The sequence below is a fragment of the Actinacidiphila oryziradicis genome (assembly GCF_005047355.1).
Taxonomy (GTDB): Bacteria; Actinomycetota; Actinomycetes; order Streptomycetales; family Streptomycetaceae; genus Actinacidiphila; species Actinacidiphila oryziradicis.
Window position 1 is genome coordinate 1 of sequence record NZ_SUMC01000085.1, and the last position, 24,482, is coordinate 24,482.

At 69.7% G+C, this 24,482-nt stretch carries 22 protein-coding genes; 14 read left to right on the forward strand and 8 right to left on the reverse strand.

Annotated elements, in window-relative coordinates; genetic code table 11:
• Window positions 1–84: 84 nt before the first annotated feature.
• The 4 genes from FCI23_RS42715 (at window position 85) to FCI23_RS64170 (ending at window position 2,448) form a co-directional block, all read left to right on the forward strand.
• Window positions 85–1,497 (forward strand): MFS transporter, encoded by a 1,413-nt coding sequence (locus FCI23_RS42715; protein ID WP_136729448.1) that lies wholly within the window; start codon window positions 85–87, stop codon window positions 1,495–1,497.
• Window positions 1,498–1,540: 43 nt separating this feature from the next.
• Window positions 1,541–1,816: a type II toxin-antitoxin system prevent-host-death family antitoxin gene (locus FCI23_RS42720; protein WP_136729449.1), complete on the forward strand. Its 276-nt coding sequence runs from the start codon at window positions 1,541–1,543 to the stop codon at window positions 1,814–1,816.
• A 108-nt stretch (window positions 1,817–1,924) separates the two neighbouring features.
• Window positions 1,925–2,197 carry a type II toxin-antitoxin system Phd/YefM family antitoxin gene (locus tag FCI23_RS42725; protein ID WP_169317207.1) on the forward strand — a complete coding sequence of 91 codons (273 nt, stop codon included), beginning with the start codon at window positions 1,925–1,927 and terminating at the stop codon, window positions 2,195–2,197.
• On the forward strand, window positions 2,194–2,448 hold the full coding sequence (locus FCI23_RS64170) for a type II toxin-antitoxin system RelE family toxin (RefSeq protein WP_136729451.1): 255 nt from the start codon (window positions 2,194–2,196) through the stop codon (window positions 2,446–2,448). The genes FCI23_RS42725 and FCI23_RS64170 overlap by 4 nt, the downstream gene beginning before the upstream one ends.
• Window positions 2,449–2,652: 204 nt before the next feature.
• Here FCI23_RS64170 and FCI23_RS42735 read toward each other — a convergent pair whose 3' ends face one another.
• Window positions 2,653–4,413: an acetyl/propionyl/methylcrotonyl-CoA carboxylase subunit alpha gene (locus FCI23_RS42735; RefSeq protein ID WP_136729452.1), complete on the reverse strand. Its 1,761-nt coding sequence runs from the start codon at window positions 4,411–4,413 to the stop codon at window positions 2,653–2,655.
• Between the two features lie 368 nt (window positions 4,414–4,781).
• Here FCI23_RS42735 and FCI23_RS42740 point away from each other — a divergent pair, with 368 nt between their 5' ends.
• Complete coding sequence (locus FCI23_RS42740) at window positions 4,782–5,255, forward strand: hypothetical protein (protein ID WP_136729453.1); 474 nt, start codon at window positions 4,782–4,784, stop codon at window positions 5,253–5,255.
• Between the two features lie 79 nt (window positions 5,256–5,334).
• Here the strand turns inward: FCI23_RS42740 and FCI23_RS42745 are convergent, their stop codons facing one another.
• The 4 genes from FCI23_RS42745 to FCI23_RS42755 form a co-directional block, all read right to left on the reverse strand.
• Complete coding sequence (locus FCI23_RS42745) at window positions 5,335–5,934, reverse strand: nucleoside triphosphate pyrophosphatase (RefSeq protein WP_136729454.1); 600 nt, start codon at window positions 5,932–5,934, stop codon at window positions 5,335–5,337.
• A gap of 72 nt (window positions 5,935–6,006) precedes the next feature.
• A complete protein-coding gene (gene mmpB / locus FCI23_RS62710) occupies window positions 6,007–6,141 on the reverse strand; it encodes a morphogenic membrane protein MmpB (RefSeq protein WP_265737817.1) in 135 nt (44 codons plus the stop codon).
• 94 nt (window positions 6,142–6,235) lie between these two features.
• The gene (locus tag FCI23_RS42750) at window positions 6,236–6,439 is read right to left on the reverse strand and encodes an acyl-CoA carboxylase subunit epsilon (protein ID WP_136729470.1); all 204 of its coding nucleotides are present in this window, start codon (window positions 6,437–6,439) and stop codon (window positions 6,236–6,238) included.
• 21 nt (window positions 6,440–6,460) lie between these two features.
• Window positions 6,461–8,050: an acyl-CoA carboxylase subunit beta gene (locus tag FCI23_RS42755; RefSeq protein ID WP_136729455.1), complete on the reverse strand. Its 1,590-nt coding sequence runs from the start codon at window positions 8,048–8,050 to the stop codon at window positions 6,461–6,463.
• A gap of 292 nt (window positions 8,051–8,342) precedes the next feature.
• Between FCI23_RS42755 and FCI23_RS42760 the strand changes: the two genes are divergently transcribed.
• Together FCI23_RS42760 and FCI23_RS42765 are read left to right on the forward strand one after the other, a co-directional pair.
• Window positions 8,343–9,185 carry a biotin--[acetyl-CoA-carboxylase] ligase gene (locus FCI23_RS42760; protein ID WP_136729456.1) on the forward strand — a complete coding sequence of 281 codons (843 nt, stop codon included), beginning with the start codon at window positions 8,343–8,345 and terminating at the stop codon, window positions 9,183–9,185.
• 117 nt (window positions 9,186–9,302) lie between these two features.
• Window positions 9,303–10,367, forward strand: coding sequence for an adenylate/guanylate cyclase domain-containing protein (locus FCI23_RS42765; protein WP_246144613.1), 1,065 nt, complete (start codon window positions 9,303–9,305; stop codon window positions 10,365–10,367).
• A 380-nt stretch (window positions 10,368–10,747) separates the two neighbouring features.
• Here FCI23_RS42765 and FCI23_RS42770 read toward each other — a convergent pair whose 3' ends face one another.
• Entirely contained in the window at window positions 10,748–11,545 is a 798-nt protein-coding gene (locus FCI23_RS42770; RefSeq protein ID WP_136729458.1) for an enoyl-CoA hydratase/isomerase family protein, read from the reverse strand.
• Between the two features lie 159 nt (window positions 11,546–11,704).
• On the opposite strand from FCI23_RS42770, the gene FCI23_RS42775 reads away from it, so the two are divergent.
• Both FCI23_RS42775 and hutH read left to right on the forward strand, forming a co-directional pair.
• On the forward strand, window positions 11,705–12,868 hold the full coding sequence (locus tag FCI23_RS42775) for a GGDEF domain-containing protein (protein WP_136729459.1): 1,164 nt from the start codon (window positions 11,705–11,707) through the stop codon (window positions 12,866–12,868).
• Window positions 12,869–13,187: 319 nt separating this feature from the next.
• Entirely contained in the window at window positions 13,188–14,738 is a 1,551-nt protein-coding gene (gene hutH, locus FCI23_RS42780) for a histidine ammonia-lyase (protein WP_136729471.1), read from the forward strand.
• Window positions 14,739–14,771: 33 nt separating this feature from the next.
• On the opposite strand, the gene FCI23_RS42785 is transcribed toward hutH, so the two are convergent.
• Window positions 14,772–15,071 carry a hypothetical protein gene (locus FCI23_RS42785; protein ID WP_136729460.1) on the reverse strand — a complete coding sequence of 100 codons (300 nt, stop codon included), beginning with the start codon at window positions 15,069–15,071 and terminating at the stop codon, window positions 14,772–14,774.
• A gap of 145 nt (window positions 15,072–15,216) precedes the next feature.
• Here FCI23_RS42785 and FCI23_RS42790 point away from each other — a divergent pair, with 145 nt between their 5' ends.
• Together FCI23_RS42790 and FCI23_RS42795 are read left to right on the forward strand one after the other, a co-directional pair.
• Complete coding sequence (locus FCI23_RS42790) at window positions 15,217–15,558, forward strand: hypothetical protein (RefSeq protein WP_136729461.1); 342 nt, start codon at window positions 15,217–15,219, stop codon at window positions 15,556–15,558.
• Between the two features lie 266 nt (window positions 15,559–15,824).
• Entirely contained in the window at window positions 15,825–17,018 is a 1,194-nt protein-coding gene (locus FCI23_RS42795) for a L,D-transpeptidase (protein ID WP_246144614.1), read from the forward strand.
• A 76-nt stretch (window positions 17,019–17,094) separates the two neighbouring features.
• Here FCI23_RS42795 and FCI23_RS42800 read toward each other — a convergent pair whose 3' ends face one another.
• Window positions 17,095–20,028, reverse strand: coding sequence for a glycoside hydrolase family 3 C-terminal domain-containing protein (locus FCI23_RS42800; RefSeq protein WP_407646109.1), 2,934 nt, complete (start codon window positions 20,026–20,028; stop codon window positions 17,095–17,097).
• A 378-nt stretch (window positions 20,029–20,406) separates the two neighbouring features.
• Here FCI23_RS42800 and FCI23_RS42805 point away from each other — a divergent pair, with 378 nt between their 5' ends.
• The 3 genes from FCI23_RS42805 to FCI23_RS42815 are packed head-to-tail and all read left to right on the forward strand — an operon-like array spanning window position 20,407 to window position 24,193.
• Complete coding sequence (locus tag FCI23_RS42805) at window positions 20,407–22,086, forward strand: extracellular solute-binding protein (protein ID WP_136729463.1); 1,680 nt, start codon at window positions 20,407–20,409, stop codon at window positions 22,084–22,086.
• A complete protein-coding gene (locus FCI23_RS42810) occupies window positions 22,086–23,222 on the forward strand; it encodes an ABC transporter permease (protein ID WP_136729464.1) in 1,137 nt (378 codons plus the stop codon). Before FCI23_RS42805 ends, FCI23_RS42810 begins: the two co-directional genes overlap by 1 nt.
• Entirely contained in the window at window positions 23,219–24,193 is a 975-nt protein-coding gene (locus FCI23_RS42815) for a carbohydrate ABC transporter permease (RefSeq protein ID WP_136729465.1), read from the forward strand. Before FCI23_RS42810 ends, FCI23_RS42815 begins: the two co-directional genes overlap by 4 nt.
• The last annotated feature ends 289 nt before the right edge of the window (window positions 24,194–24,482 follow it).

A 24,482-nucleotide genomic window follows, 5' to 3' on the forward strand; every position in this document is an offset into this window, starting at 1 on the left:
GGATCCCGGTGCAGATACGATGGCTCAAGGCCGTGCGGGCCCCTCTTGACGTCACAATCATGATCGTCTCGCACGGCCGTTTGCATGCTCAGACCGGGGTCTCAGCTACCGCGCACGACGTCGTTACTCGCGCTCGCCGCCATCGTCGGCACCCAGATGATGCTGCTCCTCGATGCCACCGTCGTGAATGTCGCCCTTCCCGATATAGGCACTGACCTCGGCTTCTCAGCCACCGGCATGTCCTGGGTACTCAACACCTACACCCTCGCCTTCGGCGGCCTCCTGCTGCTCGGCAGCCGGGTGGGTGATCTCATCGGCCGCCGCAACGCCCTCGTCGCGGGTGTGCTCGCCTTCACCCTCGCCTCCATCGCCGGGGGCTTCGCCGCGAACGCCGCCTGGCTGCTCGTCGCCCGTACGGCACAGGGGGTGTCCGCCGCCCTCGCCGCACCCAGCACCCTCGCCCTGATCGCCACGACCTTCAAAGAGGGTGCGGAACGGCTGCGCGCCCTCAGTGTGTTCTCCGCCGTCGCCGGGGCGGGAGCGTCCATCGGCCTCATCGTCGGTGGTGTCCTCACCGACCTGGGCTCCTGGCGTTGGGTGTTCTTCATCAACATCCCCGTCGGTGCCGCCATAGCCCTCCTCGCCACGCGATACGTCACCGAGACCGAACGCCATCGCGGCGGACGCTTCGACCTCACCGGTGCTTTCACTGGCACCCTTGGTACGGCTTCGCTCGTCTACGCGTTCATCCGGGTCGGAGAGGAAGGGTGGAGCGACGGTCGGGCCATCGGCGCCTTCGCGGCCTCGGTTGTCCTGCTGGTCCTCTTTGTGGTGAACGAGGCACGCGTCGAGCGCCCCCTGGTGGTCCTGCGGCTCTTCGCCGACCGCAACCGCGCCATCGCCTACGGCTGCATGCTGCTCGTGCCCGCCGGAATGTTCGGGGTCTTCTTCTTCACCACCCAGTACCTGCAGTCGGTGCTCGGCTACGATCCTCTCCGCACCGGCGTCGCCTTCCTGCCCATGGCCGGGCTGCTCTTCGTCGCCGCCCGGACGGTGCCCCGGGTGCTGCCCCGCTTCGGCGCCCGGCGCACGGCCGCCGGTGGCGCGCTGCTGACCCTGGCCGGCACGCTCTGGCTCACCCAGCTCTCCTACGGCGACGGCTACACGGCCGCCCTGCTCGGGCCGCTGGCGCTGACCGGGGTCGGCATGGGGTTCACGATGATGCCTCTCAACACCCTGATCCTCGCGGGCATCCAGGGAAGGGACGCAGGGTCAGCCTCGGGGCTCCTGCAGACCTCGCAACAGATCGGCGGCAGCCTGGGGCTGTCGATCCTGGTCACCGTCTTCGGCACCGTCTCGCGGGGCGCCGGGGGCGGGGGTGCGCACGCCTTTGTGGACGGCGCCGCTGCGGCCTTCGGCGGGGCGGCGGTCATCGCGGCGCTGGCCCTGGGGCTGGTACTGGCGGTGCGGACGGCGCCGGTGCGCACGGACCGGTGACTGTGCGCCGGGTGGGAGGCGGCTGGGCTTGTGCGGCGGCACGATGGCGGCCTCTTATGCGCTCAACGCCGGTGACCCGCTGGACGACCTTGTCAGTCGCGTGCGCGGCGGCCATCAGCCCATTCTGCTCAGCCGGTCCGGTGAGCCGGTGGCCGCCGTGGTCACGATCGGGGGGTTCCGGGAGTACGAGCGGTTGCGCGACGAGGCAGACCTGGCGCTGGCGCGATCCGTTTTCGAGGACCCCGGCACCGTGCGGATTTCGCACGAGGAGGCCATGGTGATCCTTGACGCCGATGAGCAGAAGGAGGCGGCCGGGTGAGCTGCCCACCTGGCGCGGGGTCGGAGCGCGCTGCGCACATATGGATGAATTTGTCCTCGAATGGAGTAGTGCGAGGCCTGAGGGCCTCACGGTCCTACCATGACAGTCATGGAGACCTATCGGCTCGCCGAAGCCCGCGAACACCTCGACGAGCTCTACGGCCGCGTGCGCAACAGCCATGAGCACATCGCGATCGCCGAGTCCGGCGAGGCCGAGATCGCGTTGATCCCGATCGGGGAGTTTCGGGAGTACGAGCGGTTGCGCGACGAGGCCGACCTCGCGGCAGCGAAAGCCGTCTTTGATGATCCGGGGGGCGAGTGGATTCCGCATGACGAGTTCATGGCCCAACTGGAGGCCGAGGACCGGGCAGCAGCAGGATGACCCTGACCCTGATCTGGGCTCCGCGCGCAACACGACAGTTCGGGACCTTGCGTCAAGCGGATCATCCCGGTGCCAAGGGGTGCGCGGCGGCTGTCCGGTGCCTGGTCGATGAACCGGCGCCGCCAGATGCAGTGCCGATAGGGGGCTCCGGTTACTACCGCCTCCATGTCGGGGAATGGCGGGCCATGTACCGCTTGATAGAGGCCGAAGGCGCACTGCACGTTCTGACCGTCGGCCGCGTCCGCGGTTGACGGATTGCTTCATCGTGGGCCCCGGCCGATCCCTCGGCCGGGGCCCACGGCCGTCCGGCGGAAGCCGGGCCGGCGTACCCACCTCCCGCCGCGTGTGGCACAGCCCGTAGCGGTGCCAGGACCGGCCACTGCCACGCGAACGCCCGCGGGCCCGGACCGATCTCTCGGTCCGGGCCCGCGGACGTGCCGTAAGGCGTAAGGGCGTCAGTCCTTGATCTCACAGATGACGGCGCCCGACGAGACGGACGAGCCCACTTCGGCCGTGAGGCCCTTGACGGTGCCGGAGCGGTGGGCGTTGAGGGGCTGCTCCATCTTCATGGCCTCAAGGACGACGACGAGGTCGCCCTCCTTGACCTCCTGGCCCTCCTCCACGGCGACCTTGACGATGGTGCCCTGCATGGGGGAGGCGAGGGTGTCGCCGGAGGCGGCGGAACCGGCCTTCTTGGTGGTGGCGCGGCGGCGGGGCTTGGCGCCGCCGGCGGCTGCGGTACGCGCCAGGGTCATGCCCAGCGATGCCGGAAGGGAGACCTCCAGTCGCTTGCCGCCGACCTCGACCACCACGGTCTCGCGGCCGGGCTCGTCCTCGTCGGCCTCGTCACTGACCGGGGCGGTGAAGGCCGGGATCTCGTTGACGAACTCGGTCTCGATCCACCGGGTGTGGATGGTGAACGGGTCCGAGGTGAAGGCCGGGTCGGTGACGACCGCGCGGTGGAAGGGGATGGCGGTGGCCATGCCCTCGACCTGGAACTCACCCAGCGCACGGGCCGCGCGCTGGAGGGCCTGCTCACGCGTGGCGCCGGTGATGATGAGCTTGGCGAGCAGCGAGTCCCAGGCGGGGCCGATGACCGAGCCGGTCTCGACGCCCGCGTCCAGTCGCACACCGGGGCCGGCGGGCGGGGCGAATCTCGTGACCGTGCCCGGGGCGGGGAGGAAGCCGCGGCCGGGGTCCTCGCCGTTGATGCGGAACTCGATGGAGTGGCCGCGCATCGGGGGATCGTCGTAGCCGAGGGCTTCGCCGTCGGCGATGCGGAACATCTCGCGGACCAGATCGATGCCGGTGACCTCCTCGGTGACCGGGTGCTCGACCTGCAGGCGGGTGTTGACCTCCAGGAAGGAGATGGTGCCGTCCGCGCCGACCAGGAACTCCACCGTCCCGGCGCCGACGTAGCCGGCCTCCTTAAGGATCGCCTTGGAGGCGGTGTAGAGCTGCGCGTTCTGCGCCTCGGAGAGGAAGGGGGCCGGAGCCTCCTCGACCAGCTTCTGGTGGCGGCGCTGCAGCGAGCAGTCGCGGGTGGAGACGACCACGACATTGCCGTGGCTGTCGGCCAGGCACTGGGTCTCCACATGCCTGGGCTTGTCGAGATAGCGCTCGACGAAGCACTCGCCGCGGCCGAAGGCGGCCACCGCCTCGCGCACCGCGGAGTCGTAGAGCTCCGGGATCTCCTCCAGGGTGCGGGCGACCTTCAGCCCGCGTCCGCCGCCGCCGAAGGCGGCCTTGATGGCGATCGGCAGGCCGTTCTGCTCGGCGAAGGCGACGACCTCACCGGCACCGGACACCGGGTCCGGGGTGCCGGCGACCAGCGGGGCGCCGGCACGCTGGGCGATATGACGGGCCGCCACCTTGTCGCCGAGATCGCGGATCGCCTGCGGCGGCGGCCCGATCCAGGTCAGGCCGGCGTCGAGGACGGCCTGGGCGAAGTCGGCGTTCTCCGACAGGAAGCCGTAACCGGGGTGGACGGCGTCGGCGCCTGCGTCGGCGGCGGCGGCCAGGACTTTGGCGGCGTCCAGATAGCTGGCCGCCGGGGTGTCCCCGCCGAGCGCGTAGGCCTCGTCGGCGACGCGGACGTGCAGCGCGTCCCGGTCCGGATCCGCGTAGACGGCTACGCTGGCGATCCCGGCATCCCGACAGGCTCGGGCGACGCGGACTGCGATTTCACCGCGGTTTGCGATGAGCACCTTGCGCACGATGGCTCCCTCCTTGGAACAAGCCGAAGTTTAGGTACTGGCGACACTTCATGCCGAGGCACCCCTCGGGGTGAGCTTGCCCACACGGAGGGTGATCCGGTTGCTGAATACACACCCGCTTACCTTGGCTTACCACGGTAAAGCCGTATATCTCCCCACGCTTGGGCCTCGCTGATGTGTGGCAGATCTCTGACCGCCAGTGTGAGTGGAGGCGGCAATCGTTTGTGGGGTTCCCACGAAGGGGGGAGGGAATCTTTGCCGGATCGCCGCCCCTAAAGGGTGGTGTCGCGCGAGGTCTTGCCCCCGGGCCTACCCGTTAGTAGCGTGCGAGAGGCGGGATACCAGCGGTAATGGAGGAGGTTGACGCGATGCGAAGAGGCATAGCGTCCACGGCGGTACTGCTGCTGATCCTTGAGTCCTTCGGCCTGGCGCTCGTCAACTGGGTGCTGGGCCTCGCCGTCCGCCGCCAGTCGATGTCGGTGGCCGGACTGGACCCGAATGCGATGGCCGTCGGGGCCTGGGCGGCCGGCGGCCTGCTCGCGCTCTTCCTGATCGGCTGCGGAGTCGTCCTCGGGCGTGCCGTGCTCCACGACCGCCCGCTGGGCCGCTTCGGGCGGCTGCTGCTGATCGCGTGCGCGGTGCTGCACGGGGTGCTGGGCGCTCTGGTCGTCGGGCTGGTCGGCTGGCCGGCGTTCGCCGTGATGATGCTGATCTTCGGCTTCGTCCTGTGGAGCCTGCTGCTCTACGGTGCCGAGGACCACCCCGAGACCCCGGAACCCCCGCCGTCCATGGAGACTCCCGTGCTCCCCGGACCCAAGGGCGGCGCCCCGGCGCCGGCCTGAGCGGCGGTCAGGGCCCGTGTCAGACCGCGTCCGCCCGATCAGAGGTCACCCGACAGGCTCTCAGGGGGTCAGGGACGGATTACGCCCACAGATCGGTGATCCGTACCCCGAGGTCCGCGAGCAGCCTGCGCAGCAGCGGCAGCGACAGCCCCAGGACGTTGCCGTGGTCGCCGTCGATGCCGTCGATGAACGGCGCAGAGAGGCCGTCCAGGGTGAAAGCCCCGGCGACCTGGAGCGGTTCGCCGCTGGCGACGTAGGCGGCGATCTCGGCGTCGTCCGGATTCCCGAAGCGGACCGTCGTGGAGGCGGTGGCGGAGACCTGCCTGCCGTTCGCCGTGTCGATCACGCAGTGCCCGGTCCGCAGCACCCCGGTGCGCCCGCGCATGGCCTTCCAGCGGGCGGCCGCCTCCTCGGCGTCCGCCGGCTTGCCCAGGGCCTCGCCGTCCAGGTCCAGCACCGAGTCGCAGCCGATGACCAGCGCGCCGTCCCTCAGCTGCCCGGCGACCACCGCCGCCTTCGCCTCGGCGAGGACCCGGGCCAGCTCCCCGGGGGTGTCGGCGGTGATCGCGTCCTCGTCGACCCCGCTGACGATCACCTTCGGGTCCAGGCCCGCGCTCTTCAGCAGCCCGCGCCGGGCAGGTGACGCGGAGGCCAGTACGATCACGCGCTGCTCAGTCATGGGGACAGGCTAGCCGGGTGATCGCACTGGTCGGCCGGGTCTGCCGGAGCCGGGTGCCGATCCGGACAGGCCCTAGGGCCGCAGGCCGATGGCGATCGCCATGACGACCGGCACCACCACCGCGATCACGATGATCGCCCGGCGGAGCATCGCCTGCACCTGGCGGATGTCCTCTGGCGGCTCGTCGGGCGGGTCGGACCACAGCATGCCTTCCAGGTTGCGCCCCGGCCGCGGTCCGCGCCTGAGTACGGATACTCAGGCCCGGGCTGCGGCTGTGCCTATTTCGCCCGTTTCCTGCCGGTCAGTGCGGCCAGTATGTGGCGCGCCAGGCGCCGGGGGCGGCCCGGAGGGTGCGCTGGGGCACATTGCGGGCCGGGTCGGCCCATTCGTCCAGGGAGTGCGGGCCGCCTGCGGCGGTGGAGGCCGCGACGGCCCGCGCCTGGACAAGGGCGACGACGGCCGCCAGTTCTTCGGGGGTGGGGTTGCCTCGCTCTACTTTGATCACCACGACGGTGCTCCTCAGCGGCTAGAGGGGAATGTTGCCGTGCTTCTTGGGCGGCAGGCTCTCGCGTTTGTTACGGAGGGTACGGAGTGCCTTGATGAGATGGGCCCGGGTCTCCGACGGTACGACGACCGCGTCGATATAGCCCCGCTCCGCCGCGACGTACGGGTTCAGCAGGGTGTCCTCGTAGTCCGCGATGAGCCGCTGCCGCAGAGCGGCCTCCTCCCCTGCGTCCTTCACCTCCGCGAGCGTGCGGCGGTGCAGGATGTTGACGGCCCCCTGGGCGCCCATGACGGCGATCTGGGCGGTGGGCCAGGCCAGGTTGAGGTCGGCACCCAGGTGCTTGGAGCCCATGACGTCGTAGGCGCCGCCGAAGGCCTTGCGGGTGATGACCGTGATCAGCGGGACGGTTGCCTCGGCGTACGCGAAGATCAGTTTGGCGCCGCGCCGGATGATGCCCCCGTGTTCCTGGCCGACGCCGGGCAGGAAGCCGGGGACGTCCACCAGCGTGATCACGGGGACGTTGAAGGCGTCGCAGGTACGGACGAAACGCGCGGCCTTCTCGCTCGCGTCGATGTCGAGGCAGCCGGCGAACTGCATCGGCTGGTTGGCGATGACACCGACCGGGCGGCCCTCGATGCGGCCGAAACCGCTGATGATGTTGGGGGCGAAGAGGGCCTGCGTCTCCAGGAATTCCCCGTCGTCGACAACATGTTCGATGACCTTGTGCATGTCGTACGGCTGGTTCGCCGAGTCGGGGATCAGCGTGTCCAGCTCAAGATCCTCGGCCGTGATCCCCAGGTCCGCCTCGGCCGGGTAGGCCGGCGGCTCCTCCAGATTGTTGGAGGGCAGGTAGGACAGCAGCGCCTTGACGTACTCGATGGCGTCCTTCTCGTCCCCCGCCATGTGGTGTGCGTTGCCCGACACCGTGTTGTGGGCCCGGGCGCCGCCCAGCTCCTCGAAGCCGACGTCCTCGCCGGTGACCGTCTTGATGACGTCCGGGCCGGTGATGAACATGTGCGAGGTCTGGTCGACCATCACCACGAAGTCGGTGATCGCGGGCGAGTACACCGCGCCGCCCGCGCACGGGCCGAGGATCAGCGAAATCTGCGGGATGACACCCGAGGCATGGGTATTACGGCGGAAGATCTCGCCGAAGAGGCCCAGGGAGGCGACGCCCTCCTGGATCCGGGCACCGCCGCCGTCATTGATGCCGATGATCGGGCGGCCGGTCTTCAGCGCGAAGTCCATGATCTTGACGATCTTCTCGCCGTAGACCTCGCCCAGTGCCCCGCCGAAGACCGTGAAATCCTGCGAGTACACGCACACCGGGCGGCCGTCGACGGTCCCGTAGCCCGTCACCACACCGTCCCCGTACGGGCGGTTCTGCTCGATGCCGAAGTTGGTCGACCGGTGCCGGGCGAACTCGTCGAGCTCGGTGAAGGAGCCATCGTCCACGAGGAGTTCGATGCGCTCGCGGGCGGTGAGCTTGCCCTTGGCATGCTGCTTCTCCACCGCGCGTGCGGAGCCCGCGTGCGTAGCCTCGCCGATGCGGTGGCGCAGGTCCGCGAGCTTGCCCGCAGTGGTGTGGATGTCGTACTCCGGCTCGGCCATCACTTCTCCCTGAATTCGGCAACGCATAACGTAACCGAGTCGCTACACTCTGTCCTACGTCCTCGCGGACGACGGGCAGGGCTTGTCCGTCATGAGATCGCGCAAGTGGTCGAGTGAGAGGCCCCCCTCCAGCTGGAGGGGGAGGAGTCGCGGAGGCGGCTCTACTGCCTCTCGCCGGACCCTGCGTACCTGGCGGGTAATGCTGTTTCGTAGCGTAACGGTGTCGCTGCTCTGTGAGCAGTGCGGTGTCGGACACACCCCGCCCCCAGGACCCGGTCCTAGGGTTGGGGTTATGACCTCAAACCGCTGGTCCGACCTGGAGCGCCCGCCCCTCAATGCTCCCGCTCTGCGGCGCGCGATCCTCACCCCCGATGGCTTCTGGACCGACCTGGAAGTCGTGGAGACCGCCGGCTCGACCAACACCGACCTCGCCGCCCGCGCCAAGGAGGGCGCCCCCGAGGGCGCCGTACTGGTCGCCGAGGAACAGTCGGCCGGGCGAGGGAGGCTCAACCGCCGCTGGTCCGCGCCGTCCCGCTCCGGGCTCTTCTTCTCCGTACTGCTGCGGCCCTCTGCCGTCCCCGTCGAGCACTGGGGATGGCTGCCGTTGCTCGCCGGGGTCGCGACCGCCACCGCACTGTCCCGGTCCGCCGGGGTCGACACGGCACTCAAGTGGCCGAACGACCTCCTCGTCACCATTGACGGCGAGGAGCGCAAGACCGGCGGCATCCTCGCCGAGCGGGTCGGCGAGGACGGCATCGTCATCGGCATCGGGGTGAATATCTCACTCCGTTACGACGAACTCCCGGTGCCCGCAGCCGCCTCCCTGGCGCTGGCCGGGGCCAAGATCACCGACCGTGACCCGATCCTGCGGGCCATCCTCCGGTCGCTCGCCGACTGGTACGCCGAATGGGTCGCCGCCGGCGGCGACCCGGCCCTCTGCCGTCTCCAGCAGACCTACGCGGCAGGGTGCGCCACCCTCGGCCGCGCGGTGCGGGTCGAGCTGCCCGGCGGGCGCGAGGTCGACGGCACGGCGGTCGCCGTGGACGGCGACGGGCGGCTCGTCATCGCAACCGAGGGCGGCGGTGAGCAGGCGGTCGGAGCGGGCGACGTCGTGCATGTGCGTCCCGCCGGGTGAGCCCCGCCAGAGGCTGTGAGCGTGAGCTACAGCACACCTGCCGTATTGTTGGGCCCGTAGCCGACTGCTGATCGGAAGGGCAGTGCGCAGGGATCTCAGAGGGGGCGGCCGGTGACTGTGGACGACGAGGACACTCCTCCCACCCCGCCAAGCACAACGGAGCCGGACGGCGCCGAGAACCCCATCGCACTACGCCTCGAACAGATGATCCTCGGCGCCGAGCGCCAGTACACGCCGTTCCAGGCCGCCCGCGCCGCCGGCGTCTCCATGGACCTCGCCTCCCGCTTCTGGCGCGCCATGGGCTTCGCCGACATCGGCCAGGCCCGCGCCCTCACCGAGGCGGATGTGCTGGCGCTGCGGCGGCTCTCCGGTCTCGTCGAGGCCGGCCTGCTGGAGGAATCCGTCGCCATCCAGGTCGCCCGCTCCACCGGCCAGACCACCGCCCGGCTCGCCGACTGGCAGATCGACTCCTTCCTGGAAAAGCTCACCGAACCGCCCGAGCCCGGCATGACCCGGGCCGAGGTCGCGTATCCGCTGGTCGAGCTGCTGCTGCCGGAGCTCGAGGAATTCCTCATCTACGTCTGGCGGCGGCAGATGGCCGCCGCCACCAGCCGTGTCGTACGGAACGACGACGACGAAGCCGTCGACCGTCGCCTCGCGGTCGGCTTCGCCGATCTCGTCGGCTTCACCCGCCTCACCCGGCGCCTGGAAGAGGAAGAGCTCGGCGAACTCGTCGAGGCCTTCGAGACCACAGCCGCCGACCAGGTCGCCGCCTACGGCGGCCGGCTGATCAAGACCCTCGGCGATGAGGTCCTCTTCGTCTCCGACGACCCCGGGACCGCCGCCGAGATCGGGCTCCGGCTCATCGAGACCATGACCGGCGACGACGCCATGCCCGCCCTCCGCGTCGGGATCGCCTTCGGCACGGTCACGACGCGCATGGGCGACGTCTTCGGGACGACCGTGAACCTCGCGAGCCGGCTCACCTCGATAGCGCCCCGGGACGCCGTTCTGGTCGACGGAGAGCTTGCCCAGGCCCTCGGCGAGGCCGGTGACGCCCCGGTCTCCGAGGCGGACACCCCGGAGGACGCGAAGTTCCGCTTCGCGCTGCAGCCGATGTGGCGGCGGCCGGTGCGGGGGCTCGGCGTGGTCGAGCCTTGGCTGCTCACCCGCCGGGATTAGGCGGTTCCCTTTCCTGCCCGGAACCCTCGCGATCACGAACGGCCTTTGCGCCGCCGCCATACCGCTGCGGAGCAGCTGATGTCACGAGCAACCGCCGGCGCTGTGGACGGCACCTCGCGCGGCGTTGCCGACTGCGCCCATAGGCCTGCAGCCAGCTACCGCCGGGAGGTGTCCCTCACCAGCCGATGCCACTGCGAGATCAGCGGCTGCCGCGGCGGGCGCCCACGATCGGCCGGATACAGCCTGGTTCCGCCGCGACGGGGAGAGGTGGGACGGCGCAGTCCGGCGGTTGCCAACGGGCCGCAACTCGGGCGGGCCGCCGGTGCGCTCCAGGCTCCCCGGTGACGGGCGGGCGGCCGGCTCCCAGAGGCGCAGGCCGACTACTCAGCCGGCCAAGCGGGCGGCCGCTTCTCGTTGAAGGCGGCAACGCCCTCCGCCCGGTCGGGGGAGAAAGCGACCGTGTGCCAGGCGGCGTCCTCGATCTCCAGCCCGGCCCGCAGGTCCAGCCCCTGGCCGAGCCGCAGCGCCCGCTTCGCGGCCCGCAGGCCGACCGGGGAGTTCGTGGCGATACGGGCCGCCAGGGCCAGTGCTTCGGTCCGTTCCTGTCCCTCCTCCGCGAGCACGTCGATGAGGCCCAGCGCCAGGGCCTCGGCGGCGGCGACACGGCGCGCCGTGAAGATCAGCTGGGCGGCGCGGGCGGCTCCGACGCGGCGGGGCAGGAGCTGGGTGCCGCCGCCACCGGGGACGACCCCCACGGAGACCTCGGGCAGACCGACAACCGCGGTGGGGTCGGCCACGATCACGTCACAGGAGAGCGCCAATTCATAGCCGCCCCCCAGGGCGTACCCGTGCACGGCCGCGATGGTCGGCATGGGCAGCTCCAGGACGCCCGTGTAAGCCGCGCGCGCAAAGGGCCGCTGGCGCGCCAGCTCGGCGTCGGAAAAGGTGTTGCGCTCCTTCAGGTCCGCCCCGACGCAGAAGGCCCGCTCGCTCGCCGAGGTCAGGACGACAACGCTCACCCCCGGGTCCGCCGCCAGCGCCGCACAGGCGCTGCTCAGGCCGCGCGCCAGCTCTGTGGAGACGGCGTTCATCGCTTTGGGACGGTCGAGGACGAGCTCGGCGACCCTCTCTCCCTGCTGTCGGACGACAACCCACTCACCGAACCGCTGCTCCACCATGTGTCACACCCTTCCGGTTAACGACCGTGAACACATCATGGCAGCGGTCCCGGTCAATCGGGTGGTGGGAGAGCGAACCCCTCGTGCCGAAGGCGCGCGACGTCGAGTCGGCCGACAATGGGCGCAGCTGTCACATACAGGCCGATGGGAGACGCCCACATGGCAGGAGCCCGGAACGCCGGAGACGCACGGCTGCGCGCCGTCGCGGAACTCGCGCGGGCCGTGGCCGCCGCACGTACGCCGATGGAGGCCGTGATCGCCGCCGCTCAGCACGCCCGTACCGCGCTCGGCGGCAGCATGTCGGCGATCTCGCGCTGGGAGCGTGACCAGGGCCGGCTGCGGGTCCTGGTCAACGACGGCGAGCTGGCCGGCGACGAGGAGCCGTTGCCGGCGGAGGAGACGTACTCGATCGCGGACTTCCCGGAAATCGTGGAGTTCCTGCGCGGCGAGTGGACCGAGAACGGCGAGCCGCGCGCATGGGTGGAGACGGCGGACGGCCCGTCGGAGCGCCGAGGGGCCTACTGCCATCAGCGCGTGGCCGCCCTGCGGCGCCGGGGCCGCTCGTCGTGCATCGTCGCGCCGATAATGCTGCACGGGCTGGCCTGGGGTGAGCTCTACGTGGCGCGGGCGGCGGGCCGGCCGGTGTTCGACAGGGCGGACGAGGAGTTCGCGACGGTGCTGGCGGCGCTGATCGCCGCGGGCATCGCCCAGACGGAGCGCCTGGCGGAGGTCCGCAGACTGGCGTTCACCGACCCCCTGACGGGGCTGGCGAACCGCCGGGCGGTGGACGCCCGGCTCGACGAGGCGGTGGACCGGCACCGGGAGGAGGGGGCTGCGGTGAGCCTGGTGGTGTGCGACCTGAACGGCCTGAAGCGCGTGAACGACGAGCTGGGGCACGCCGTGGGCGACCGGCTGCTGGTCGGGTTCGGCTCGGTGCTGTCGCTCTGCGGCGCGGCTCTCCCCGGGAGCCTCGCCGCACGGTTGGGCGGCGACGAGTTCTGCCTCCTGGCCGTGGGGCACCCGGCCGAGGACGTGGTGCGGGCGGCGGAGGAACTGTGCGTACGGGCCCAGTGGCTGGGCCTGGGCGACGGCGTTGCGGTCGGCGTCGCCTCCACGGACGCGGAGATAGGGCCGGTCACGTCCAGCCGGCGCCTCTTCCGGCTCGCGGACGCCGCCCAGTACCGGGCGAAGGCGCTCCGCGCGGTCGTGCCGGTCGTGGCGGGCCGCGCCGGTGCGGCCGACCCCGTCGTCCGCCTCGCCGACGAGGCGCCTCCGGCGCCCCCGCGCAAGGGTGAACGCCGCCGCTTCCGCGGGAGCTCCTGACCTCGCGTTGCCCCGGTCGATGCGGCACCGGGCGCCCCCGGCACGGTTCCTTCCCCAGCCAGCTCCCCCAGCCTTCGGCCGGGAGGTGCCCCCAGGAGGTGCCCCCACAAGAGCCGGACGGGCGCACCTCTTGTTTGCCGCCCTCGCGCCGCTTCGCGCGCTTCGGACGGCTGCGCCTGACTCCGTTCGTCGGGGCGGAGTGCCCGGCGGGTCGGCGCAACCGGCACCGGGGGCACCCGGCGCCGCACCGGCCGGCCGGCCCGGCGAGGGCAACGCGTGACAGATCAAGATTCAATCCATAGGGTTCCTGAATATGAGTATGCAAAATGTGGTCATCGGCGCCCACGGCGCCACCGCCGAGGACGTGCTCGCCGTCGCCCGCGAGGGCGCCCCCGTCGTGCTCGCGTCCGAGGCGCTGGCCGGTATCGCCGCGTCGCGCGAGGTCATCGAGGCATTGGCGGCGAAGCCGGAGCCGGTGTACGGGGTGTCGACGGGTTTCGGGGCGCTCGCGGTGCGCCATATCAGCCCGGAGTTGCGAGCGCAGCTGCAACGTTCGCTGGTGCGGTCGCATGCGGCGGGCATGGGCCCCGGGGTCGAGCGTGAGGTCGTCCGGGGGCTGATGTTCCTGCGGCTCAAGACCCTCGCCTCGGGCCGGACGGGCGTCCGCCGGGTCGTCGCGGAGACGATGGCGGCGGTGCTGAACGCCGGGATCACCCCAGTGGTGCACGAATACGGCTCGCTCGGCTGCTCCGGCGATCTCGCGCCGCTCGCACACTGCGCGCTGGTGCTGATGGGCGAGGGCGAGGCGGAGGGCCCGGACGGGGTGGTGCGGCCCGTCGCCGAACTGCTGGCGGAGGCCGGCATCGCGCCGGTCGAGCTGCGGGAGAAGGAGGGCCTGGCCCTCATCAACGGCACGGACGGCATGCTCGGCATGCTGCTGATGGCGATCGCGGACCTGCGGCGCCTCTTCACCGCGGCCGACATCACGGCGGCGCTGTCACTCGAAGCCCTGCTGGGTAGCGCCAAGGTGCTCGCGCCCGAGCTGCAGGCGATCCGCCCGCACCCGGGGCAGGCGGCGAGCGCGGAGAACATGCGGCGGGTGCTGGAAGGCTCCGGCCTCACCGGGCATCATCAGGACGACGCGCCGCGTGTGCAGGACGCGTACTCGGTCAGATGTGCCCCGCAGGTGGCCGGCGCGGGCCGGGACACCCTGGCGCACGCCCGCCTGGTCGCGGACCGTGAGCTGGCCTCGGCGGTCGACAACCCTGTCGTACTCCCCGACGGCCGGGTCGAGTCCAACGGCAACTTCCATGGCGCGCCCGTGGCCTACGTACTGGACTTCCTGGCCATCGCCGCCGCCGACCTGGGCTCGATAGCGGAGCGGCGCACCGACCGGCTGCTGGACAGGAGCCGGTCGCACGGCCTGCCGGCGTTCCTGGCGGACGACCCGGGCGTCGACTCGGGGCTGATGATCGCCCAGTACACGCAGGCGGCGCTGGTCAGCGAGAACAAGCGGCTCGCGGTGCCCGCGTCCGTGGACTCGATTCCGTCGTCGGCGATGCAGGAGGACCATGTCTCGATGGGTTGGTCGGCGGCGCGCAAGCTGCGTACCGCGGTCGACAACCTGGCGCGGATCATCGCGGTGGAGCTGGTGGCGGCGACCCGGGCGGTCGAGATCCGTACGCAGGGCAGCGAGGTGCTGGAGGCGGCTCCGGCGACCCGGGCCGTCGTGAAGGCGGTGCGGGCGGCCGGTGTGCTGGGCGTGGGCCCGGACCGCTTCCTGGCGCCGGACCTGGCGGCGGCGTACGAGTTCGTACGCGCGGGAGGGCTGGCCGGGGCGGCCGAGTCGGTGACGGGCCCGCTGGCGTAGTACAGGCGCTGCGGGTTGCCCGGAGCTGACGCGCTACATCTCGTAACGCGCGCGGCGGGAGGCGTTGACGACCAGGCCCGCGCCTATGCCGAGGAAGGCGGTGCCGCCTATGAGGTACGGGGTGGTGTCGACAGCGCCGGTGTCAGCGAGCTCCTGCCGGGCGGTGGCGGCGGTGGCGGCGGTGCCGGACTTCTGGGTGGTTCTCGTCGTGACGGACGCGGGCGTGTTCGTCGTGTGCTGGGCGGACGCCGAAGCGTTCGGCACGAAGTAGAGCGCGCCGAGGATGCCGGCGGCGGCGGCGGCGATGATGACGGGTCGGCGGTGCGAGGTCAATGGATCCCCCAGCGGTAGCGGCGATTTGACCGTAGGGGCTGATATTAGTGAGCGAGCGGGGCTGGTGGGAAGTTCGGGGACGGAACGATCCCTTCCGGTCGTGTCCGGAGTATCGTGAGCCCGCGCTGGACTTACGCTCCGTGACATGAGTGACACTGAGGCACGATATGTGCGGCTCCAGGTCGAGCTGGTCCTGGAGATCAGCGACGCGGGCGAGCTGAGCTCCGCCGCGCTCGACGGCATCGCCGGCGACGACTCCATGCCGGACGAGGAGCGGGCGCAAGCCGAAATGGCGGTCCGGCAGGACGAGTCCGAGGCGCTGGCGTACCTGGTCGATCCGTTCGACCTTGTGACGACGGTGCCGGGGGTGGAGCTGATCCAGGCATCCTGGTCCTGCTCTCACACCGAGTACGACCCCGACTCCGATGAGTGGGATCTGTATGAGGATGACGAAACCGCCGCTGAAGAGGAACCGGACGAGGTATGAGCGCGTCTGACAAACTGTGAGTGATTCACAGGCCCCGGGCCCATCATGGTCCGGGGTCTCGCGTGTTTTCACTTCGCGTGCTTTCACGTGTTCTTCCCCACAACCGCGCGGTGGTGGGGAACGAAGCAAAGACCCTGGAAGTTCGTAAGCGTACGACTGAGGCCTGCCCAATGGAGATCCTTGTGAAGCCGTCCGACCACGGCATAGCCGCCGATACCGCTCGTCCCCATATAACGCGGCGCAGGGGGCTGGCAGCCATCGCAGCGATGGCCGCAGGTGGTGCGGTGCTGACCGCGTGCAGTGGTGGCAAGTCCAGCAGCGGCTCGAGCACCGGCGCCGGTGCCAGCGCGAAGGCCTCGGCGGCCGAAGCGGCCGCCAAGGACACCTCGGACGCTAATGTCAAGATCACCCCCGGTGACAACACCGCCAACGCGTCCATCCACACCGCCGGCCAGGTGACGGTCACCGGCGGCACTCTGGTCTCGGTCGTGATGACGACCGGCGCCGGCGTCAAGGTCGCGGGCACGATGTCCTCGGACAAGACCAGCTGGAAGCCGTCTGCCCAACTGGACCGGGCCACCAAGTACAAGATCGTCGCCACGGCCCAGGACGCCAAGCAGCGCGCGTCGGTGGCGAACGCGTCCTTCACCACGGTCTCGGCGTCCAACAGCTTCATCGGCTACTTCACGCCGGACGGTGGAACGACGGTCGGCGTCGGCATGCCTGTGTCGTTCAACTTCGACAAGGCGATCACGAACAAGAAGGCCGTCCAGCAGGCGATCACGGTGACCTCCAGCACCGGCCAGGAGGTCGTCGGCCACTGGTTCAGCTCCACCCGTCTGGACTTCCGCCCCGACAAGTACTGGACCGCGGGTTCCACGGTCACGGTCAAGATCGCCCTGGACGGTGTCGAGGGCGCGACCGGCGTCTACGGGGTCCAGTCCAAGACCGTCTCCTTCAAGGTCGGCCGCAGCCAGATATCCACGGCCGACGACAAGACCAAGACGATGACCGTGGTCCGGGACGGCAAGACGATCCGCACCATCCCGGTCTCGCTCGGTGCGCCCGGGCACACTACCTACAACGGCATCATGGTCATCTCCGAGCAGTACCAGAAGATCCGGATGAACAGCCTGACCGTCGGCCTCGGCAAGGCGTACGACATCAAGGACGTGCCGCACGCCCAGCGACTGAGCACCTCCGGCACCTTTGTGCACGGCAACTACTGGCGTCCGGTCTCGACCTTCGGCAGCCAGGACACCAGCCACGGCTGCGTCGGCCTGCACGACACCAAGGGCGGCAACGACACCTCGGTGCCGGGCTACTGGTTCTACCACCAGTCGCTGATCGGCGATGTGGTCATCGTCAAGAACTCGCCCGACAAGACGATCCAGCCCGACAACGGCCTCAACGGCTGGAACCTGTCCTGGGCCGACTGGCAGGCCGGTTCAGCCGTCTGACCCGGTACGGACATGAGCGGGGCCCGGAACCAGCATGTGGTTCCGGGCCCCGCGGTCTTCTCCGGACCGGTCGCCCTCAGCCGGAGAAGCTCAGCCGCGCCAGCCGCAATGCTCCGCGCAGCGTGATGTGCAGGTCGTGCACGCCGTCGGGGAGCTCCGGGACCGCGACGCGGACAGCGGTGTAGGCGTAGGGGCCGCCGGTCGAGGGCACCCTGGCGGTGGCGAGGTGCGTGCCGTCACCCAGGTGGAGTTCGACGGTGGCCTCGCCCGGTTCGGCACGGGCCGCGTCGAGGATGACGGACGCCGATCCGGTGCTGGTTCCGGCGGTGTCCCTGGCGCCGAAATCGCATGTGCGGAAAACGAGCCGGCCGGGCGTGTCGGCGCCGGAGGCCACCGCGTCGCCGCGCACCTTCGTACGGTCCACCAGCGTGGTCGCGGTCTGCGCGTCAAAGTCGGCCGCCTCCAATCCGCGTACCAGCACCGGGCGCGGGGCCGGAGGCTCGCCGTCGAGCTTCAAGGTGGCGGTGAGCCGGATGTCGGTGCTGGAGGCGCCGGCCAGGATCTCGTACGTACCCGGGTCGACGGTCCAGTGGCCGTGGGCGACGTCCCAGAAGCCCAGGACGTGGAGGGGGAGGGTGAAGGTGACCGTCTCCGACAGGCCCGGGTCGAGGCGAAGGCGCCTGTATGCGGCCAGTTGGCGTCCCGGGCGTGTCACGCGCGGATCACTCTCGCGGGTGTAGAGCTGGACGACCTCGTCGGCGGCCACATCGCCGGTGTTGGTGATGGTGAAAGACGCGATGAGGGTGGCGGCATCGGGATCCTGGGTGAGGGTCAGATCCCGGTAGGAGAAGGACGCGTAGGACAGGCCGTGACCGAAGGGGTAGAGCGGGGTGCCCCGGAAGTAGAGGTAGGTGGCGCCCGCGCTGATGATGTCGTAGTCGAGCAGCTGGTTCGGCAGGTCGGCGTCGGAGGCGTACCAGGTCTGCGGCAGCCGCCCGGCGGGAGAGACCGCGCCGTAGAGCACCCGGGCGAGGGCGGTGCCCCCGGCCTGGCCGCCGTGGGCGGTCCACAGCAGTGCCGGGAGCCGGTCGTCGGCTTCGGGGACAGCGTAGGGGTAGGCGGCCGAGAGGACGAGCGCGGTGCGCGGGTTGGCGGCGTGGGCCGCGCGCCAGAGGCGGTCCTGGTGCGGGGGCAGCGCGAGGGTGGTGCGGTCCTCGGTCTCGCGGCCGTTGATGTGCGCGTCGTTGCCCGCGACCACGATCACCGTGCCGGCCCGGCGGGCCGCCTCGGCCACCGCGTCCTCGCCGCGCCGGACGACTTCGACGGAGAAGGGCGTGCCCTGGGCGGCAACCTTCAGGCCGTCGGCGGCGACTGAGATGTACTGCCCGGATCCTGTGTGCTTGAGGAGGTGGCTCTCTCCGTGGCTTTCGAGTGTGAACGTCTCCTGGACGATCCAGCCGCCGGGCCGGTCGGCCGCCGCGCGCACATAGCCGTCCCCGGCCACCGTCAGATACAGGCCGCCCACCCTTCGCCCGCCACCACCCTTCTGAGGAAGCGCTTCGCGCTCTTTCTCAATTGCGCGCAGCGTGAGCGCCCCGCCGCCCCAGTCGATCAGCGCCAGGTCGGTCGGGGTGTCGCCGGTCGTCACCGGCGGCAGATCGGTGCGGCCGGTCGCGTTCGCCGGGTTGAAGGAACCCTCGTCCTGCTGCTCAGCGACGGCAGACTCCGGCACCTGCACCCAGCTCCCGTCGGCCGCCCGCAGCCGCACGGTGTCGGAGCCCTCGGCGTAAATGACACGGTCCGCGCCGAGCCGCTCGACAAGGGCCTCGCGCAGCGTGGTGCGGCGGATGAAACTGCCGCTGTACCAGTCGAGCTTGAGGTCGTCGGCGAGCAGGCCGACCACCGCGACCGTGTTCTCGCCGTCGTCGGCGAGCGGCAGCAGCCCGTCGTTCTTGAGCAGCACGACTGCCTGCTCGGCACTCTCCTGCGCGAGCGCGCGATGCCCGGGCGTGTCGAAGGACTCCTCACCGATCCCGGCGTAAGGATCCTGGTCCGGATCGAACTCGCCGAGCAGGAAACGCATCGTCAGCAAGCGGCGTACGGCGGTGTCGATGTCCGACTCGTCGATCAGGCCGCGGTCCAGCGCCCCGTGCAGCCGCGCGATGATCTGCGAGGAGTCCTGGTCGTGGTCGGTGAAGCTGTCCACGCCCGCGCGCAGCGCCGCTGCCGTCGCCTCCTCGTGAGTGTCGTAGTAGTGCTCGCTGTTGACGAGGTTCGACGGCGCGCCCGCGTCCGAGCAGACCACCAGTTCCTGGTCCGTCCAGGCACGCAACTGCTCGCGCAGCAGCGGCGAAACATGGTTCGGCCGGCCGTTGACCAGGTTGTACGCCGGCATCACACCGATCGCCGTACCGGCCTCGATCGGGCCGCGGAAGGCTTCGAGGTCGTATTCGCGCAGCACGCGCGGCCGGACCGAGGAGGAAGTCGTGTCGCGTTCCGTCTCGTTGTTGTGCGCGAGCCAGTGCTTGAGGACCGGCGCGGTGCGCCAGTACGTGGGGTGGTCGCCGCGCAGACCGCGGGTGTATGCGGTCGCAATCGACGCGGTCAGCCTGGGGTCCTCGGAGTACCCCTCTTCATTGCGGCCCCAGCGCGGGTCGCGCAGCAGGTTCACGGTCGGTGCCCACACGTTGAGGCCGACCCGCTCGTTCCACTTCCGCATGGCCCGCACCTCGGTGCCGACCGCCTCGCCGACCCGGCGCACCAGGTCCTCGTTCCAGGTCGCGCCCAGGCCGACGGCTTGCGGGAAGACGGTTGCCGGGCCCATCCAGGCGACGCCGTGCAGCGCTTCCTGCCCGGTACGGAAGGCGGCCAGTCCGAGGCGGGGGACGGCCGGCGCGAACTGGTGCAGCATCGCGATCCGCTCGTCCAGGGTGAGCCGGGCCAGCAGGTCGTCGACCCTCTGCGACACGGGCTGGGCCTCAACCCGGAAAGGCAAATGATCGGTTGTCACGCTGAGTACCTCTCGGTGGAACCTGAGGGAGGAACAGTCGAACGTTTCGAAGCGCTTCGATGCTGAGCCCTGTGACCAGGGCTGTCAAGACATCGAGCGGCAACAACCCTGCAATCACCTGGGGTGTTGGTGACCTCGCCCTAGCACGCAGATCGGACGTTTCTTAGAGCTGACTCTTGCGCGCCCTGCCCCTCGCACTTAACCTCGCAGCAACATCGAAGCGCTTCGACCAAAGGCGGTGGCAGCGGGTGCCAACTCCTGTGCCGAAGAGCGCTTCTGTTCAGCCAGTTCAGCCAGTTCAGCCTGTTCCTCCCCCAGAAGAAGCCGACCGGCGGCAGCCCCGCCGTGTGTCCTGGCGCGCCACGAAGGGTTGACGCAATGCCGAACTCCCAGGCTCCGGCCAACGGATCCGCCCCCAGCCGAAGAATGTTCCTGAGCGGGGCTGTAGCCGTCGCGGCCACTGCCGCGGGCGGGTCCCTGCTCTCTGCCTGTTCCACGCCGAACAACGCCTCGGGCAATGGCGGCGTGGCGGCCGGCAGCTCGCTGAAGAAGCTCCTTCCGGCCTATGTCGCCTCGAACGCGGTCCAGCCCGACATCGCAGGTGTGAACGGGTCCACGCCCGGCTTCCTGAAGTACCCGGCAGACCTGGTCACCTCGGTGAGCGGCACCCCCGGCAAGGGCGGCTCCTACAAGGCGATGACCCCCGCCTGGTGGTCCCTCCCGAGCAGCGACAACGCCTACTTCAAGGCGGTCAACAAGGCGCTCGGCACGAATATCAAGATCCAGGAATCCGACGGGACCACCTACCAGGACAAGATCGGCGCGATCCTCGCCTCGTCCGACATCCCGGACTGGATGAATCTGCCCACTTGGAACCTCACCGGCCAGATACCCAACGCGGTGGGCTCCAAGTTCGCGGACCTCGGCCCGTATCTCTCCGGCGACGAGATCAAGAAGTACCCGAATCTGGCCGCCATCCCCACCGCCGCCTGGCAGTACGCCACCTTCGGCGGCAAACTCAAGGGCATCCCGCTGTCCAGCGAGCTCAAGACCGGCAACCCGGTCTACTACCGCAAGGACATCTTCGACACCCTCGGCGTCCAACCACCCAAGTCCGCAGCCGAGTTCCTCTCCCTCGCCAAGCAGATCACCGACGCCAAGAACAACCGCTGGGCCTGCGACGACATGTGGGTGAGCGCCCAGGCCTTCTTCGGCTGCGTGCCCGACCGGCCCTCCTACTGGAAGCTCGACAACGGCAAGCTGGTCAACAAGGTCGAGACCGAGGAATACCTCGCCGCCCTGGACTGGACGCGCAAGTTGTTCAAGGCGGGCGTGGTGCACCCGGACGCGGTGGCCCTCAAGACCGCCGACGCCAAGACCCGCTTCGAATCCGGCAAAACGCTCATCTACAGCGACGGCAACGGTGCCTGGCACGAGGCGGTCGCCCGGCAGGCCGCGATCAACCCCAAGTTCAACATGCAGGCGATGGACTTCTTCGCCGCCGACGGCGGAGACCCCACCCTCTGGTACGCCGCCCCCGCCTACATGTTCAGCTTCCTGAACAAGAAGCTGTCCAAGGCCCAGATCGAGGAACTGCTCGCCGTCGCGAACTACCTCGCCGCGCCGTTCGGCACCAAGGAGTACGAACTGGTGACGTACGGCGCCGAGGGCGTCCACTTCAAGAAGGACAAGAACGGAATCCCGCAGACGACCGATCAGGGCAAGAAGGACGTCACCAGTTCCTACGGCTTCCTGTCCACCCCGCCACCGGCCTACGCGTATGTCGCCTACCCGCAGAACGTCAAGGACTACTGCGCCTGGGACGCCCGCATGGCGCCCTTCTTCAAGAAGCCGCTCTTCTACGGCATGCAGATCCAGGAGCCGACCCGCTTCGCGACCCTCGGGGCGAGCTTCCTCGACCTGCAGAACGACTACACCCGGGGCCGCAAGTCGTTGTCCGACGTCAAGTCGGCGATCTCCTCGTGGCGTTCGACCGGCGGCGAGGAACTGCGGACGTTCTACAAGAAGATCCTGGACGCGAACGGCGGCGCTTCCTGATGTCAGTCCAGGCGGACGGTCGGCCCGGCGGGGGGACCAACCCCCGTCGGGGCGGCGGCACACAGCATGACCAGATCCCGGGCGGGACCGATGCCAGGGACGCGGGGATCGCGGCTACGGTACCGGCACCCGTCGAGGGCACTCCCGTCTCCACCCTTACGACGATCCGTACCGCCCGCCTGGGCAAGCGCGGAAAGCAGCAGCCCGCCACCCGCCGCGAAGGTGGCATCACCTGGCGGCACCGGCTGCGCCGGGACCGCGCGCTGCTGCTGATGACCATGCCCGTCGTCGGCCTGCTGCTGGTCTTCAACTACATCCCGATCCTCGGAAACGTCGTCGCCTTCCAGAACTACGACGTCTACGGCGGCGGCATCTGGCACAGCCAGTGGGTCGGCTTCTACAACTTCCAGCGGATCTTCGAGGACGCCCGCTTCTGGGGCGTGGTCCAGAACACCCTGAGCATCACCTTCATCCAGCTGATCCTCTTCTTCCCGATCCCGATCCTGCTGGCGCTCCTGATCAACAGCGTGATCAGCAACAAGCTCCGCACCGTTGTGCAGAGCATCCTCTACCTCCCGCACTTCTTCTCGTGGGTGCTGGTCATCACCGTCTTCCAGCAGATGCTCGGCGGCGCGGGCCTGATCGCCCAGCAACTGCGCGACCACGGAGTCAACGGCTTCGACCTGATGACCAATCCGGGGCTCTTCAAATTCCTGGTCACCGCACAGTCGGTGTGGAAGGACGCGGGCTGGGGCGTCATCGTCTTCCTCGCCGCGTTGTCGGCCGTCAACAACGAGCTCTACGAGGCCGCGGCCGTCGACGGCGCCAACCGCTGGCGGCGGATGTGGCACGTCACCCTCCCCGCACTGCGGCCGGTGATCGCGCTGCTCCTGGTGCTGCGCGTGGGCGATGCCTTGACCGTCGGCTTCGAGCAGATCCTGCTCCAGCGTGACGCTGTTGGCGCGGGCGCCTCCGAAGTACTCGACACATACGTCTGGTACATCGGAATCCGTACCGGGGACTACGCGTACGCGGCCGCCGCCGGCCTGATCAAGGGCCTGTTCAGCCTGTTGCTGATCCTGCTGGCCAACAAGATCGCCCACAAGCTGGGCGAGCAGGGGGTGTACTCGAAATGACGGCACCGACGATCGGTCCGGTCGACACCGCTGTGATGCCCGCCCCCGCGGCGCAGATCCTGCGCCGCGACAGCACACGGCCCGTATGGGAGGAGGAGCCCACCAAGGCGGGGCAGAGCCTCAAGGGCCTGACCCTGACCGTGGTGTGTGCGCTCATCCTCGGCCCGCTGTGGGTCGTGATCGTCACCAGCCTCTCCGACCAGAAGACGATCACGGACGCCGGTGGTCTGGTCATCGTCCCGAAATCGATCACCTTCAACGCGTACACCGAAATCCTCAGCGGGGGAGTGGTCACGCGAGCTGTGATGGTCAGTCTGGGGCTGACGCTGGTCGGTACGGCCATCTCCATGGCAGTGTCGATCCTCGCGGCGTACGGGCTGTCACGGCCGGGTTCGTTCGCGCACCGACCGCTGCTGCTGACTCTGCTCATCACGATGTTCTTCGGCGCGGGCCTCATTCCGACGTACCTGCTGATCAGCGGAATGGGTCTGATCGACAGCTACTGGGCACTGATCCTGCCGAGCGCTGTGAGCATCTTCAACATCCTGGTGCTGCGGTCGTTCTTCATGTCCACCGCACCGGAGTTGATCGACAGCGCGCGGATCGACGGAGCGGGGGAATGGCGGATCCTTCTGCAAATCGTGCTGCCGCTGTCGCGGGCGGTCACCGCGGTGATCGCGCTGTTCTACGCGGTCGGCTACTGGAGCTCGTGGTTCAACGCGATGCTCTACATCAACAGCCCTGAGAAGTGGCCGCTGCAGCTGATACTCCGCTACTACGTGCTGATGCACCAGTCGTTCCCCGGCTCCGGCACGAACAACGGAATCATGACGGTGGGCGCGAACCAGGTCCCGGGCCTCGCCGTGCAGATGGCGGTCATGGTGCTGGCACTGATCCCGGTGGCGATCATCTACCCCTTCGTCCAGAAGCACTTCCAGAAGGGCATGCTCATCGGCGCCGTCAAGGGGTAAGCCGCGCTCGGGGGGGGCGAGGTCGCCTGCGGCGCGCTTCCCCCGCCCCGCCCCTTCCCGCGACTGAGGCTCCGCCCCAGACCCGCCCGCTACGCCCTGCGGGCGTGGGGGGACCCCCAGCCCGACCCCCAGCCCTCAAACGCCGGACGGGCTGGAAGGCACCTGGTTGTGGGCAGGCGTGCCGCAGGCCGGGGGAGGGTGGGCACAACCCGCCCACCGGCCCGCACATGGCAACCCGGGCCCAGGGCAGCGCCCGGGCATCGCAGCTCCGCCGCGCCCGTCGGGCACC

Excerpts from the sequence above, each read along its gene's own strand:
- FCI23_RS42745 (WP_136729454.1), bottom strand. The coding sequence starts at position 5,934 with ATGACTGAGCAGCGCGTGATCGTACTGGCCTCCGCGTCACCTGCCCGG.
- FCI23_RS42740 (WP_136729453.1), top strand. The coding sequence starts at position 4,782 with ATGCGAAGAGGCATAGCGTCCACGGCGGTACTGCTGCTGATCCTTGAG.
- FCI23_RS42775 (WP_136729459.1), top strand. The coding sequence starts at position 11,705 with ATGGCAGGAGCCCGGAACGCCGGAGACGCACGGCTGCGCGCCGTCGCG.
- FCI23_RS42790 (WP_136729461.1), top strand. The coding sequence starts at position 15,217 with ATGAGTGACACTGAGGCACGATATGTGCGGCTCCAGGTCGAGCTGGTC.
- FCI23_RS42720 (WP_136729449.1), top strand. The coding sequence starts at position 1,541 with ATGGCGGCCTCTTATGCGCTCAACGCCGGTGACCCGCTGGACGACCTT.
- FCI23_RS42760 (WP_136729456.1), top strand. The coding sequence starts at position 8,343 with ATGACCTCAAACCGCTGGTCCGACCTGGAGCGCCCGCCCCTCAATGCT.
- FCI23_RS42795 (WP_246144614.1), top strand. The coding sequence starts at position 15,825 with ATGGCCGCAGGTGGTGCGGTGCTGACCGCGTGCAGTGGTGGCAAGTCC.
- FCI23_RS42770 (WP_136729458.1), bottom strand. The coding sequence starts at position 11,545 with ATGGTGGAGCAGCGGTTCGGTGAGTGGGTTGTCGTCCGACAGCAGGGA.
- FCI23_RS42725 (WP_169317207.1), top strand. The coding sequence starts at position 1,925 with ATGGAGACCTATCGGCTCGCCGAAGCCCGCGAACACCTCGACGAGCTC.
- FCI23_RS42815 (WP_136729465.1), top strand. The coding sequence starts at position 23,219 with ATGACGGCACCGACGATCGGTCCGGTCGACACCGCTGTGATGCCCGCC.
- FCI23_RS42810 (WP_136729464.1), top strand. The coding sequence starts at position 22,086 with ATGTCAGTCCAGGCGGACGGTCGGCCCGGCGGGGGGACCAACCCCCGT.
- FCI23_RS42715 (WP_136729448.1), top strand. The coding sequence starts at position 85 with ATGCTCAGACCGGGGTCTCAGCTACCGCGCACGACGTCGTTACTCGCG.
- FCI23_RS64170 (WP_136729451.1), top strand. The coding sequence starts at position 2,194 with ATGACCCTGACCCTGATCTGGGCTCCGCGCGCAACACGACAGTTCGGG.
- mmpB (WP_265737817.1), bottom strand. The coding sequence starts at position 6,141 with ATGCTGTGGTCCGACCCGCCCGACGAGCCGCCAGAGGACATCCGCCAG.
- FCI23_RS42755 (WP_136729455.1), bottom strand. The coding sequence starts at position 8,050 with ATGGCCGAGCCGGAGTACGACATCCACACCACTGCGGGCAAGCTCGCG.
- hutH (WP_136729471.1), top strand. The coding sequence starts at position 13,188 with ATGCAAAATGTGGTCATCGGCGCCCACGGCGCCACCGCCGAGGACGTG.
- FCI23_RS42805 (WP_136729463.1), top strand. The coding sequence starts at position 20,407 with ATGCCGAACTCCCAGGCTCCGGCCAACGGATCCGCCCCCAGCCGAAGA.